We start from the raw sequence: 11,405 nt of genomic DNA on the forward strand, positions 1-11,405 counted from the left end.
TTCGTCTCCGTCCGGAAAGATACAACCGGGTCGCACACCGAGCGTCGGTATGGCACGGAAACGGCGCTACCAGTTCGCGGACACCGCCCAGCAGATCGTTGGCGGCTTCTTGCTGGCAGGGCCCTTCGTCGTCACCGAGGAGGTCTGGATGCTGGCCAGCGAGATGACGGGTTGGCACGCGATTGCGACGGCGGTACTCGTCGCGATCATCGGCTATGGCGCACTCTATCAGGCCGATGACGATCGCGATCCTGAGTCCGAAGCTGAGGTGGCAGGGCTTCCGCTTCGGTTTCTCTCACTGCTCGGAGTTGCCTTCGGGTCGGTGGCGCTGCTGGCGCTGTTGTTGAACGCGCCGGCATCGTTCCTCAGTGGGACAGGCACCGCTGGGCAGGTTGCCACCACGCTCAAAGTCATCAGCGTGGGCGCGATCTTCAGCGTCGTCGGCGCGGCGACGGCCGACAGCGTGTTCTGAGCTCGATCGAGCCAGCATCCTTAAGAGCCAGCCAGCCCCCTTTCTGGGCAGAGATGGACTACGCCCTGGCGATCGACGACGCACCGACGACGATCCCGGCCGGGACGGGTATTCTGCTGGTCCACCCGAGCACCGCGGAGACGGATCGGATCGACACCGATTTCCTCAAGACCGATACCGATCAGTTTCTGGTCATCTCGACGCGAACGACCGCCCGCGAGGTCACGCAGAAACTCGAACACTACGAAGTCGAGGAGGACAAAGCGACGATCCTCGATGCCCTCTCGGTCGAACGCGGCTATACCCGACGACAGAGCGACGACGTTCGGTACGTTTCCGCCCCCGAGGATCTGGACGGGATCGTTGCCGAAACCCGCCGCTTTCTCGACGAAACTGAGGGTAAGCGTCGGATCAGCCTCGATTCGATCACTGAATTGATCTACTATACCGACGAGCAACGCACGCGAGAGGCAGCAGAACGCCTCCTCGCCATTCTCGACGAACAGGACGCTGTCGGGTTGTTCCACCTGGCCGGCGGCGTCCACGACGAGAGCGTCGTCGACGAATTCCGGGGGCTGTTCGACGCCGTCGTCGAACTCGGCCGGGCTGGGACGGTCACGACGACGTTTTGAATGCCCGTGTTCGTGCTGAGTAACTGGATCCTTGGTGTGTGATGGCATCCCATTGCATATCACCAATAGTTAAGGTTCGGGACAATCACAATGTAGACGTATGCCGGAATGTCAAAACTGCGGTTCATTCGTAACCGCTGCATACGCGCGTGTTTTCACGCCCAACGGTATGGACCAGCCGCGGGTCTGTCCCCAATGTGAGGACAAGATCCGAGACGGCGCGGACGTGCGGGAGGCACGCTCGACGCGACGTGGATAACCTCTACACTACCGTACGCCCGTCCCCGCTTGAGAACAAACCGCTGAAACAATCCCTTCCGCCTCTTCGAATATCGTCCGAGCGCGCTCTTCGTCTCGCGCCTCGGCCGTGATCCGGACGAGCGGTTGTGTCCCGCTCGCCCGGATGAGAAACCAGCCGTCACCGAGGTCGACGCGGACGCCGTCGAGCGTTGTGACGGCTTCGTAGGTGGGTCGAACCCGCTCGCGGACGCGTTCCATCACGGCCGACTTGGCGTCGACCTCGATGCTGTCACGATAAATCGGGTATTCGTCGATTTCGGCCGCGCGCTCGGCCAGTGGTCGCTCGCTCGCGAGTTCGACAAGCTTCGCGGCCGCGAGTGGCCCATCCGGACACAGTGCCGTTTCGGGCCAGATCCAGGCACCGCTTGGTTCGCCGCCGAAGACGACGTGCGGATCGCTGGCTCGTTCGGCGACGGAGACGTCACCAACGCGGGTTCGAGCAACATCGATGTCGTTGTGAGCGAGATAATCGTCGACCGCCAGGCTCGTGTTCAGTGGCGCGGCAATCGTCTCCCCCGGCTGGGCTGTGTCCCGTGCCAGGATTGCCAACAATGTGTCGCCGCTGAGGAATTCGCCGTCTTCCGTGGCGGCGCGCATCCGGTCGGCGTCGCCGTCGTGGGCGATCCCGATGGCGCTGTTCTCGCCGGCCAGTGCCGCCAACGATTGGCAATGCTCGGCGGTCGGCTCACTCAACCGCCCCGGAAAGGACCCGTCGGGCTGGGCGTTCAGCGTTTCGAGGTCACATCCCAGTTTCGAGAGTGCTGTTGCACTGACGCCGCCCGCACCGTTGCCCAGGTCCAGAACGACCGCCGGTGGATCCTCGATATCGACCGTGTCCAGAATCGCTTCGACGTGTTCGGCGGTCGCCTCCCGTCGTTCGTAGTCGCCGATCCCGTCCCAGGCTTGCAGGTCAGTCTGATCCTCGTCGATTCGGCGCGCGATCGCTTTCCGGCGTGGCGCGTCAAAGGCTTGGGTCGTCGGCTGCCAAAGCTTGATGCCGTTGTCCGGCGGCGGATTGTGTGAGGCCGTGATGACGACTCCGGCGTCGGCACCGTCCCACTTCGTCGCCCGAGCGACCGTCGGTGTCGCAGCCAGTCCGAGGTCGATCACATCGGTCCCGGATTCGCGCAGCCCGGCCGATAGCGCCTCCGATAGAAACTCCCCACTTTCTCGTGGATCACGGCCGACGACGACTCGATCTGCCTCGACGCCGAGTGCACGACCGACCCGGAGGGCAAGCTCCGCAGTCACCGTCTCGCCGACCGGCCCGCGGATGCCGCTCGTCCCGAACATACGTCTTCCTCGACGACCGGGCACAAAAATTCGTCTCTCGAGCGAGTGGTCAGTCGCCGCTGGCCCTCAACGCCACTCGTCAGTGTCGTCTTCCTCGCGAAGTTCGCCTTTTGCCTGCCGCGAGGCCGGCCAGAACGCCAGGATAGTTATGCCGGTGTAAAAGACCCCGACAATCCCGAGGATGATTGCCCCTGGAACGCCACCGACTGCCGCCGTGCCGATGACTCCGCCCGCCGGTGTGGCGAAGACGGTCAGGCGGATCAGCCAGGCTGCAAGCAACACGTACAGGAGTGGGGCGTACACCCGCCATAGTCGGCGGGAAATCGCCTCTCTGAGCGGGGTTTTGATCGTCGGTTCTCGTAAGTCGTCGCTCAACAATTCTCGCCAGTTGGGTTGCTCTACTCCCTCTGGATCGAGTGCGTTCGCGAAGACGTTCTCCTCTAACAGGCGGACACGAGAGCGCCAGATATCGTAGACGCGGTACCGGCGTGCTTCGATCCCCAGGAAGACGATCATCATGCCCATGCCAACAAGCAGGACGTAGTGGGGCCGTGAGTCGCCCGAGAACGCCCACGTGAGGAGGGTGGCCGTCAGTACGACCGCCCAGTTTGTCGTCCGGTCGATGCGCGTCCGCCAGGATGTCGTCCGCCCGAGTTCGCCCCGATATGCGTGGCCCATCAACGAGAGGAAGTCCGAGCGTTCGGTTGCGGCTTCACCTGCGACCTCGCGTTCCGCCGGCGATTCCGGGTCGAAGCCGTCCGGTGGCACTGCCATGGGCGGCGGTTCGGCACGGGGACGGGTAAAACCGCGCCCGGGAACGCGGGCTGATTGTCGGTCCGGTGGTGTGGCTGGGTGACGGGCTAAGCGGCGGTAGCCGTCGAGGATGGGCTCTAGTGGCGACAGAGTGCTACCGCTGTCGCGTTTGCACCAAAAGCAACGTAAGGGGAGACCCCGCGACTTACAGGTCGCGCGGCTGGACGGTCTTCCGGTCGTTCTCCTCGGCACGTCGTGCGGCGTCTTCGAGCAGCTCCTCAACTTCTTCGTCGAGGGCACCGTAGAAGTCCGAGGCGACGTTCATATCATCGAGCGCTTCCTTGACCGCGGCTTTGACGATTAGGTCTGCCATACACCGTTCCCTTTCCAAGGGTCGTTTAAAAACGTTCCCAATTCTATCCGCTCTCCAGGGGGTTGACGGGGGTTTGAGGCGGGACTGAACTGTCATGCTGGTCCGACTGACCTGTCGGTCAGCTTGGCTGTCTCGACGCCGACAAACCAATGAGTAAGAGTAGCTTCGGCCCGGAGCGGGTGGTATGCGCGATATCCTCGAAGCCCTCGCAGCGGGCGAGCTGAGTGTCGAGGCCGCCCAAGCCGAGTTGCAAGGGTATGCTCGGAACGCGGGTGGCCGATTCGACGCTGCCCGCCACACCCGGGCTGGCGTCCCCGAAGTGATTCTTGGCGACGGGAAGACGCCTGCCGAAGTCGCCTCGCTCGCGGCGACTGCTCTCGAAACCACCGGGCGGGTGATCGCGACCCGCGTCACGCAAGCCCAGACGACAGCTGTCCGGGTGCGACTCGCAAACGAGTCTCCGGACACCACGCTACGCTGGGACGACCGCTCGAGCGTCCTCGTCGCCCACGGCCCGGACTTCGAACGCCCCCGGCTGGACGCGACGGTCGGCGTCGTGACAGCCGGCACTTCTGACGCCGTTCCGGCCGGCGAGGCCGTCGCGATTGCGGGCGAGATGGGCGCGCGCATCTACCGCGTCGACGATATCGGTGTCGCCTCGATCGCTCGCCTTCTCGACCAACTCGAGGAACTCCGGACAGTGGACGTCCTGATCGTCGCCGCTGGGCGGGAGGGCGCGTTGCCGACGGTCGTTGCCGGCTTAGTCGATGTCCCGGTGATCGGGCTCCCGGTATCGACCGGCTACGGCCACGGCGGCGAGGGTGAAGCGGCGCTATCGGGAATGTTACAGTCTTGTACTGCACTCTCGGTGGTCAACGTCGATGCCGGGTTCACCGCCGGGGCGCAGGCTGGCCTGATCGCGCGGCGCATCGACGCAGCCGGCAAGCGTACATAGATTCCCACTGTTCATGTGGGTCTATCACATACACCACGTGTTGGCTGGCAAGGCCGACAGTGCCCAATGCCCGACTGTAACCACTGCGGCGCGCACGTCTCTGAACAGTTCGCTCGTGTGTTTGCGGACGAACGCGGGCAACTGCACGCGTGTCTCGACTGTGCTGCCAACGCTGGCATCGCCGAGACAGCGCGACAGCGTGCCGTCAACACCTGATGGGGTCGCCCCGCTATGAGTGCGGACGCCCATTTCGTGTACGTTCTCCGGTGTGACGATGGCACGCTGTACACCGGCTACACGACTGATCCGGAGCGGCGGCGCTCCGAGCACCAGGCCGGCGAGGGAGCGAAATATACGCGTGGCCGAACACCGGTCGAACTCGTTCACCTCGAACGATTCGGGAGTCGGTCGGCCGCCCAGTCTCGCGAATACGAGATCAAGCAATACTCTCGCGACCGGAAAGAGTCCCTGATCGAGGGTGCGGAGCAGGCCCGTGCGAGGCTATCCGATGATGCCTGAACGACTGGCCGGACACGCGGCCCCGAGACTCACTTGACGTTGAGGTCGTCCCAGAGCCGCCCGAACCGATCAGGTAGGTTCTCCGATCGGTATATCCGGACGCGATATTCGTCGTCTTCGAGTCTGATGACCGTACTTTCGAAGTTGGACTGATAGACTTTGAAATGGTTCCCGTCCTCGGCGACTTCGGTCTGCTCGGTGACTAAATCGTGTTCTTCGAGGATCTCCAGGCGGCGATAAACTGTCGGCAAGGACAGATCTAGCTCTTCGCCCAGTTGTTTCGCCGACTTGGAAACCTCACTGATGGCGGCCAGCACACGCCTGGCGTGCTGGTCTCCGATTGTGTCGAGTACTTCTTCGATCGGGCGCTCGTTGTCCACTGAGTGGGGTTTTTCTACCTGCACTCAAAAACTTTGTGAGAATCTCATACCGGCCGAACGATCCGTTTGTGTGCCTCCAACCTCGTTAATTCGGCCGCGACGGCGTCCAACCACATACCGAACACTGTGTCGCTGTCGGTTCGTGTAATCCGCCACAGTCCGGGCACTGTTTTTTGTTATAGTTCTCGTTCCAGCCGACAGCCTCGGTTTCGTGCCCGCGCTGGGCGAGGAATTCGTCGATAACTTCGTCGGTGCTCGGTGCGGTCGCCATACATGACATGCTATACCACACCAGCATATAGGCTTGTTGGTCGTGGTATGTGCTACCATCTTTTGTTTCGATCTCGATTCCTGTGAAACACGAGTCAGCGACGTTCCGTCCCGCCGGACCAAGAGGGGGACACTTTTGGCAGCCCATCTCGTACGAGACAGTATGTCATCCCGCGAGTCGGGATCAGTCGATGGCGGGTCGGGGCGGGGCGGGCATCTGGCCGACGTGTTGCCCATGGATCGGACGGCAATCGAATCGCTCAGCTGGGCGTTAGGGACGCGCGTGACTCGGGAAGACGACGCGACTTGTTTGCTCGAAGTGAGCGACCGATCGACAGCGAGTGCGCTGGCCGTCTTCGAGGCGACCGAGTATACCTACGTCGTTCGCTTCCGGACGCCTGTCGGCCGTGAGAAATTTTTCGGCGTTGCTGCTGTCGATCTCCGATCGATGCTCATCGATCTCTTAGACCAGCCTGAGTGGGAACTCGATCGTGGCGGGCTCGATCCGATCTAAGAACACTGAGCTGAATCGTACCGGTGCTCCGTTCGACCTCTCTTCTGTGGGATCAATCACACGCAATTGGAGTCCCACTGACAGCGAATACCCTGCCGACTTCATCGCCACGCTCGGGAGCCTCGACACGATCATGGGCGAAGTCGATCGGGACGGCTCACTGGCTCCTTCCCTGAGTGGCTGCTACCGTGACCTGTCCGTACGCGATCCCGCCGTCACCTGGCGGCACACGATCGTGACCCAGAAACGCTAGCCCCGCGTCCTGGACACGGTCCCGAATCGTCACGATGATCGCATCGTTGTACGCCACACCGCCACTGAATCCTACTGCGCCGATCCCACGCTCTTGGGCGGCTTCGACGGCTACGTCAGCTAGCCCATAGGCCAGCGCCCACTGTGCTGTCGCGGCCAGGTCTGCCGTGGGCTGCTCGTCAACCATCGATGCCAGATCACAGAGGAGCTGGTTGCTGTCCAGCACCCGGTCGCCATTCCGCGTTCCGTACGGAACTTCGTAATCACGCACCTGGCCGTCGGCCGCGGCGGCTTCCAGTTTCATCGCCGGTTCCCCTTCGTAGGAGCGCTCGGTGCAAACTCCACCGAGCGCACTCACCGCATCCAGCAATCGGCCCGCACTGCTCGTTTCGGGCGTGTTGATGCCCTGCTCGACTTGCTGGCGAACCATCGTAGCATCGCTCTCGCTGTCGACTCCATCTCGTTCGACCAGCAGTTCGTCGATTCGATCCGGATCGTCCAGCAAGCTCGCCAGGATGCGCGCCGGGCGCTCGATCGCGGCCGTCCCCCCGGGGAGTTCGAATGTCGAAAGGCCGCCGACGCGTTCGTAATCTGCGAGCGTCGCATCCAGCACCTCGCCACCCCAGATCGAGCCGTCCGGTCCATATCCCGTCCCGTCAGCGGCGATGACGACCGCCCGCTCGCGTTCGTGTTCGGCCAGCAGCGAGGCAGCGTGGGCATGGTGGTGCTGGACTTGGATTGGCCCCGCCATTCCCTCTCCATTGACGTACGTTCCGGCCTCCCTCGTCGTCAGGAAGTCCGGGTGGGCGTCACAGGCCACGACACCGGGATCAGTGCCGAGCAGGTCCTGGAGGTGATCAACGGTCTCCCGAAGGTAGTCGACCGTCTCGGGGTTGTCCACGTCGCCCACATACTGTGAGGGGACGACCTCGCCGGCCTGGGTCAGCGCGACGGTCGCGTCGAACTCGGCCCCGAGGGCGAGCACGTCGCGATCGGTATCCACAGGGAGAGGAAGCGACTCCGGGACCCACCCGCGCGACCGGCGGACAAACCGGCGCTGCCCGCCAGCAAACCGGACGACACTGTCGTCACACCGCATCACGATCTCCCGGTCGTGGACCAGGGCAGCGTCGATCACGCCGTCGAGGTCCGCGAGGATCGATTCGCGGTCGGTCGCCATGGGAACGCCGGGCATGTTGGCGCTGGTCATCACCAGCGTCCCGTCGACGTGATCGAAAATACGGTGATGGAGCCCGGAGTACGGCAGCATGACGCCGACGGTGTGTAACCCGGGAGAAACGGCGTCAAACCAGTCGGGCCGCTCGTCCTGCACTCCATCGAGCAGCGTGATCGGCCGGCGGGTGTCTTCGAGGGCCTCGCGTTCCGCCGCGGAGACACGACCAAACGTCTCGACCGTTTCCAGATCGGGTGCCATCAGTGCAAAGGGCTTCTCAGGGCGGCCAGTCCGTTCACGAAGTCTCTCCACTGCGGTTGGATCGGTCGCGTCGCAAGCGAGGTGGGTGCCGCCAATGCCCTTGATAGCCAGGAGATCACCGGCTGCAAGTCGGTCGCCAGTCCGGGCGATCGCGTCGTCGCCGTCGGCCAATCGACGCCCGTCTGTGTCCAGCAGCGACAGCGATGGGCCACAGTCAGGACAGGCGATCGTCTGGGCGTGATAGCGCCGGTCAGTGGGAGTTTCGTAGTCCTCTCGACAATCTGAACACATCGGAAACCCATCCATCGAGGTCCGTGGCCGATCGTACGGCAGTTCCCGGATGACCGTATATCGGGGGCCACAGTCGACACACGCCGTCGCCCAGTAGTCGTGAAATCGTGAGTTCGGATCACGGAGATCGTCGAGACAGGCATCACACATCGCCGTATCCGGTGGGATCGTGCCCGAGCCACCCGTCGAATCGGTCGAGGTGACGATCTCGAACCCGTCGAGGCCCATCGGGTCGTCGCGGTCGACAGTCACGCCCTCGATTTGGGCCAGCGGCGGTGGGTCCTGGCGAAGGGCCTCCAGAAACGAATCGATCCCAGGTTCCGGGCCTTCTAGGACGATGTCGACCCGACCATCGCCGGTGTTTTTCACTCGACCGGCGAGACTCGCGTCGGTCGCCGTTCGGTAGACGAAGGGCCGAAAGCCGACTCCCTGGACCACACCAGTCACCGAAACCGTCGCTCGGCTCCGATCGCTCATTGACAGATATCCGGTGACGAGTACGGTTGAATCTGCCGCTGAACGACGATTACAACACCTGCGACGCGTACGTTCCAATCCATCATCCAACAGATTTATTTTGGGAGATGTAGAAGATTCTAACAGTGGATGAAAAAAGTAATCGCAAATATTGGCTGATTGTGATATTTGCGTTCGTCGGAATAAGCGGTGCGATCATTCAGGCGCGTGGTGAGCTGATGACGTCCTTCGAGTCCCACTTTGTCGTCGGGAAGGGGCTACTCGGATTCGTGACGCCGGCCGGGACTGTCGGCTTCGTCGCGGCGATGTTGTGGGTTGGCCCCGCCAGCGGTCGGCTTGATCTGCGCCGATATCTTCTCTTTGGCACGGGGCTGACTGCAGTCTCGCTGCTCGGGTTGGCTCTGATCGGTGACGGGCGACTATTCTCGGTGTCCGGGGTGGCCCAATCGGGCGATCGAGCGCTATTCGGACTGTTTTTGGCGTTTATCGCCGTACGGAGCCTGGGAACCGGCGTTTTCCGAGCGCTGGATCGGCCCGCCTTGAGCCACCTCTTTCCCGAGGGCCGGTCACGTATCTTCAGCCTCCAAGAGATGACTTGGGCCATCGGCGCGACTACCGGCCCGTTGCTCGTCGTCGGGTTGACCGAGTACCTGGGGCTGGCCTGGCAAGCGACTTACGTCGTCCTCGCGAGCCTTTGTGCCCCTGTGTTCGTCCTCCTGTGGCGACTCGATTCCCCTGACGGGTCGGACAACGAGGACTCCTTTGGCCTCCGAGACATCCGTTCGGTGTTGAGCCAGCCCAGCGTGTACGGCATGGCCCTCGCGTTGGTCGTCGTTGGCGGGATCGAAAGCGGATTCTTCACCTGGCTTGCGATCTACGCCGACGAAACCGCGACGATCAGCGGCAACCTGGCGAACCTGACACTGTCCATCTACCTGGCTGCGTACGTCCCGGGCCGGCTGACCTTCAGTTATCTGACCGAGCGCTTTCGCTTCACCCACTTCTTGATCGGCATTAGTGCGATCTTGCTGGCCCTGCTGTATATCGCGTTCGTCCACGCCAGTGGCCCCGCGTTCCTGGCGCTGATCTTCGTCATCGGCTATTTCATCTCCGGGCTCTTTCCGACGCTCATCTCCATGGGCATCGAGGCCAATCCATCCTTCACCGGGCCCGTCAATGCCATCGCCAACATCGCCGCCCAGGCTGGGTTCTTTACCGTCCCAGTGATCATCGGTGTGGTCGCCGCGCGGACGACACTCCAGACAGCGATGCTCCTTCAGATTGTCCTGGCAGCACTGTTGGCGATGATACTCATCGCGCTCAGACTCGGGCCACTCCGGACCGAAAAAGCAGAGACACACGGCACCGGAACCTAACGATCAGTGAGTGTGGTCGTGTGACTGACCGTGCGAAGTCCCCGCGACCTCGATCAACCGTCGCGGGCTTCGAGTGCTTTCACGTCTTTGGCATGGACCTCGCGATCGTCAGGCAGTGCCTCGATGCAATCGTGACAGAGAAAGTGTTCGGTCCCGTCGGCGAGTTCCAGCGTCATCCCGCCGGTGGCCGACTGGTCCGTACTCCACATATTGCCGATCCCGCCGGCGATCCGTACCTCGCGGCCACAGCCGTCACAGGGGTCGGTCGTCATGCGTTCTGTTCGGGGCCCAACGCGCAAAAAGCGTCCGCCCGGTCACGTCTCAGGGTCGTCCGGGTCGGGAATCTGCTGGCCCTCGAAGCCGGGGTCGACGTATTCCTCGCGCTCAGCTTCCTCGATTAGCGCCCAATCCTCGAGTTCGGGTTCGGTAGAGGAGCCATCGAGTTGCTCGAACCAGTAGACGAAATCGTCGATCTCGAATCGGAATGCGAAATCCGCGACAGTTACCGCGTCACCCTCGTCGGTTTCGAGGACGTCGCCGATACCAAACTCGGCGTATCGCGAGAACTCGATCGCCAGGTTGTGCTTGCGGTTCTCGGGGAAGTTCGCGGTCATTGGTTGCCGTTCAACCGCTGGTCAGTAAGCGTTTTCGACGCGGGCCAACCGGCCGCTGTAATCCCGGTGCGATCGCACACCCTGTTGGGTGAAGCGGCCGTCCGAGAGGACTGTAACCGCGAACTGTGGCCAGCACGGCAATATCTCGGATCCGAAGATGCTGGCGGCACCCAAAAGCAGTGTGATCTTGATACCCCAGGTGGTCAGCAACAGCATGATAGGTGTGACTACCAGAGCCAGGGCCCAGACATCTGAGAACACGGGACCGCGTCGATACCAAAGTAACACTCATATATTATGTAAGCGTGTCGCAAGGAGATACTTCCCTGGGACCAACATAGACAAACTGCTTCAGACACCCATAAAATATATGTAGAATGGGTGATATAATGGGGTAATGGAAGACAAAACAGAAGCCTACCTGATTGTTGGCGTATATTTATCTATATTATCAATCTTGTTTAAACTTCCTCCGGGCAATAGGGGGGTATCGACTATT

At 62.1% G+C, this 11,405-nt stretch carries 17 protein-coding genes; 8 read left to right on the top strand and 9 right to left on the bottom strand.

The genetic code is table 11. The annotated features are described in order from the left end of the window. The first annotated feature begins 49 nt into the window (after positions 1–49). The 3 genes from HZR20_RS09950 (at position 50) to HZR20_RS14880 (ending at position 1,363) form a co-directional block, all read left to right on the top strand. Positions 50–472, top strand: a complete 423-nt coding sequence (locus HZR20_RS09950) for a DUF2391 family protein (RefSeq protein ID WP_181686436.1) — start codon at positions 50–52, stop codon at positions 470–472. 53 nt (positions 473–525) lie between these two features. Next, positions 526–1,104 (top strand): DUF7090 family protein, encoded by a 579-nt coding sequence (locus HZR20_RS09955; protein ID WP_181686437.1) that lies wholly within the window; start codon positions 526–528, stop codon positions 1,102–1,104. 100 nt (positions 1,105–1,204) lie between these two features. After that, positions 1,205–1,363 carry a DUF7563 family protein gene (locus HZR20_RS14880; protein WP_449272332.1) on the top strand — a complete coding sequence of 53 codons (159 nt, stop codon included), beginning with the start codon at positions 1,205–1,207 and terminating at the stop codon, positions 1,361–1,363. A gap of 8 nt (positions 1,364–1,371) precedes the next feature. On the opposite strand, the gene glmM is transcribed toward HZR20_RS14880, so the two are convergent. The 3 genes from glmM to HZR20_RS09970 form a co-directional block, all read right to left on the bottom strand. Further along, positions 1,372–2,697 (bottom strand): phosphoglucosamine mutase, encoded by a 1,326-nt coding sequence (glmM, locus tag HZR20_RS09960; protein WP_181686438.1) that lies wholly within the window; start codon positions 2,695–2,697, stop codon positions 1,372–1,374. Between the two features lie 66 nt (positions 2,698–2,763). After that, a complete protein-coding gene (locus HZR20_RS09965) occupies positions 2,764–3,471 on the bottom strand; it encodes a DUF2270 domain-containing protein (RefSeq protein WP_181686439.1) in 708 nt (235 codons plus the stop codon). A 184-nt stretch (positions 3,472–3,655) separates the two neighbouring features. Continuing rightward, on the bottom strand, positions 3,656–3,823 hold the full coding sequence (locus tag HZR20_RS09970) for a DUF1931 domain-containing protein (RefSeq protein ID WP_135667362.1): 168 nt from the start codon (positions 3,821–3,823) through the stop codon (positions 3,656–3,658). 184 nt (positions 3,824–4,007) lie between these two features. Between HZR20_RS09970 and larB the strand changes: the two genes are divergently transcribed. The 3 genes from larB (at position 4,008) to HZR20_RS09985 (ending at position 5,297) form a co-directional block, all read left to right on the top strand. Further along, positions 4,008–4,778 carry a nickel pincer cofactor biosynthesis protein LarB gene (gene larB / locus HZR20_RS09975; RefSeq protein WP_181686440.1) on the top strand — a complete coding sequence of 257 codons (771 nt, stop codon included), beginning with the start codon at positions 4,008–4,010 and terminating at the stop codon, positions 4,776–4,778. A gap of 66 nt (positions 4,779–4,844) precedes the next feature. Then, entirely contained in the window at positions 4,845–4,994 is a 150-nt protein-coding gene (locus tag HZR20_RS09980; RefSeq protein WP_181686441.1) for a DUF7563 family protein, read from the top strand. A gap of 15 nt (positions 4,995–5,009) precedes the next feature. Beyond that, complete coding sequence (locus HZR20_RS09985; protein ID WP_181686442.1) at positions 5,010–5,297, top strand: GIY-YIG nuclease family protein; 288 nt, start codon at positions 5,010–5,012, stop codon at positions 5,295–5,297. 29 nt (positions 5,298–5,326) lie between these two features. Here the strand turns inward: HZR20_RS09985 and HZR20_RS09990 are convergent, their stop codons facing one another. After that, positions 5,327–5,677, bottom strand: coding sequence for an ArsR/SmtB family transcription factor (locus HZR20_RS09990; protein WP_181686443.1), 351 nt, complete (start codon positions 5,675–5,677; stop codon positions 5,327–5,329). Positions 5,678–5,762: 85 nt separating this feature from the next. Further along, a complete protein-coding gene (locus tag HZR20_RS14565) occupies positions 5,763–5,948 on the bottom strand; it encodes an HVO_0416 family zinc finger protein (RefSeq protein WP_258560415.1) in 186 nt (61 codons plus the stop codon). A gap of 162 nt (positions 5,949–6,110) precedes the next feature. Here HZR20_RS14565 and HZR20_RS09995 point away from each other — a divergent pair, with 162 nt between their 5' ends. Beyond that, positions 6,111–6,461, top strand: coding sequence for a hypothetical protein (locus tag HZR20_RS09995; RefSeq protein ID WP_181686444.1), 351 nt, complete (start codon positions 6,111–6,113; stop codon positions 6,459–6,461). Between the two features lie 157 nt (positions 6,462–6,618). Here HZR20_RS09995 and hypF read toward each other — a convergent pair whose 3' ends face one another. Beyond that, positions 6,619–8,916 carry a carbamoyltransferase HypF gene (hypF, locus tag HZR20_RS10000; RefSeq protein WP_181686445.1) on the bottom strand — a complete coding sequence of 766 codons (2,298 nt, stop codon included), beginning with the start codon at positions 8,914–8,916 and terminating at the stop codon, positions 6,619–6,621. Between the two features lie 218 nt (positions 8,917–9,134). On the opposite strand from hypF, the gene HZR20_RS10005 reads away from it, so the two are divergent. Then, positions 9,135–10,292 carry an MFS transporter gene (locus HZR20_RS10005; RefSeq protein WP_258560416.1) on the top strand — a complete coding sequence of 386 codons (1,158 nt, stop codon included), beginning with the start codon at positions 9,135–9,137 and terminating at the stop codon, positions 10,290–10,292. A 53-nt stretch (positions 10,293–10,345) separates the two neighbouring features. On the opposite strand, the gene HZR20_RS10010 is transcribed toward HZR20_RS10005, so the two are convergent. The 3 genes from HZR20_RS10010 to HZR20_RS10020 are packed head-to-tail and all read right to left on the bottom strand — an operon-like array spanning position 10,346 to position 11,167. Beyond that, the gene (locus HZR20_RS10010; protein WP_181686446.1) at positions 10,346–10,564 is read right to left on the bottom strand and encodes a DUF7561 family protein; all 219 of its coding nucleotides are present in this window, start codon (positions 10,562–10,564) and stop codon (positions 10,346–10,348) included. A gap of 42 nt (positions 10,565–10,606) precedes the next feature. Further along, positions 10,607–10,906 (bottom strand): hypothetical protein, encoded by a 300-nt coding sequence (locus HZR20_RS10015; RefSeq protein ID WP_181686447.1) that lies wholly within the window; start codon positions 10,904–10,906, stop codon positions 10,607–10,609. Between the two features lie 21 nt (positions 10,907–10,927). Then, the gene (locus HZR20_RS10020) at positions 10,928–11,167 is read right to left on the bottom strand and encodes a hypothetical protein (protein WP_181686448.1); all 240 of its coding nucleotides are present in this window, start codon (positions 11,165–11,167) and stop codon (positions 10,928–10,930) included. Between the last annotated feature and the right edge of the window lie 238 nt (positions 11,168–11,405).

Origin of the sequence: Halorhabdus salina (assembly GCF_013839425.1) — an archaeon.
In the GTDB taxonomy this organism is placed as follows: domain Archaea; phylum Halobacteriota; class Halobacteria; order Halobacteriales; family Haloarculaceae; genus Halorhabdus; species Halorhabdus salina.

Bases quoted from the DNA above. Each gene is read 5' to 3' on its own strand.
- HZR20_RS09950 (WP_181686436.1), top strand. From the start codon at position 50: ATGGCACGGAAACGGCGCTACCAGTTCGCGGACACCGCCCAGCAGATC.
- HZR20_RS09955 (WP_181686437.1), top strand. From the start codon at position 526: ATGGACTACGCCCTGGCGATCGACGACGCACCGACGACGATCCCGGCC.
- HZR20_RS14880 (WP_449272332.1), top strand. From the start codon at position 1,205: ATGCCGGAATGTCAAAACTGCGGTTCATTCGTAACCGCTGCATACGCG.
- glmM (WP_181686438.1), bottom strand. From the start codon at position 2,697: ATGTTCGGGACGAGCGGCATCCGCGGGCCGGTCGGCGAGACGGTGACT.
- HZR20_RS09965 (WP_181686439.1), bottom strand. From the start codon at position 3,471: ATGGCAGTGCCACCGGACGGCTTCGACCCGGAATCGCCGGCGGAACGC.
- HZR20_RS09970 (WP_135667362.1), bottom strand. From the start codon at position 3,823: ATGGCAGACCTAATCGTCAAAGCCGCGGTCAAGGAAGCGCTCGATGAT.
- larB (WP_181686440.1), top strand. From the start codon at position 4,008: ATGCGCGATATCCTCGAAGCCCTCGCAGCGGGCGAGCTGAGTGTCGAG.
- HZR20_RS09980 (WP_181686441.1), top strand. From the start codon at position 4,845: ATGCCCGACTGTAACCACTGCGGCGCGCACGTCTCTGAACAGTTCGCT.
- HZR20_RS09985 (WP_181686442.1), top strand. From the start codon at position 5,010: ATGAGTGCGGACGCCCATTTCGTGTACGTTCTCCGGTGTGACGATGGC.
- HZR20_RS14565 (WP_258560415.1), bottom strand. From the start codon at position 5,948: ATGGCGACCGCACCGAGCACCGACGAAGTTATCGACGAATTCCTCGCC.
- HZR20_RS09995 (WP_181686444.1), top strand. From the start codon at position 6,111: ATGTCATCCCGCGAGTCGGGATCAGTCGATGGCGGGTCGGGGCGGGGC.
- hypF (WP_181686445.1), bottom strand. From the start codon at position 8,916: ATGAGCGATCGGAGCCGAGCGACGGTTTCGGTGACTGGTGTGGTCCAG.
- HZR20_RS10005 (WP_258560416.1), top strand. From the start codon at position 9,135: ATGACGTCCTTCGAGTCCCACTTTGTCGTCGGGAAGGGGCTACTCGGA.
- HZR20_RS10010 (WP_181686446.1), bottom strand. From the start codon at position 10,564: ATGACGACCGACCCCTGTGACGGCTGTGGCCGCGAGGTACGGATCGCC.
- HZR20_RS10015 (WP_181686447.1), bottom strand. From the start codon at position 10,906: ATGACCGCGAACTTCCCCGAGAACCGCAAGCACAACCTGGCGATCGAG.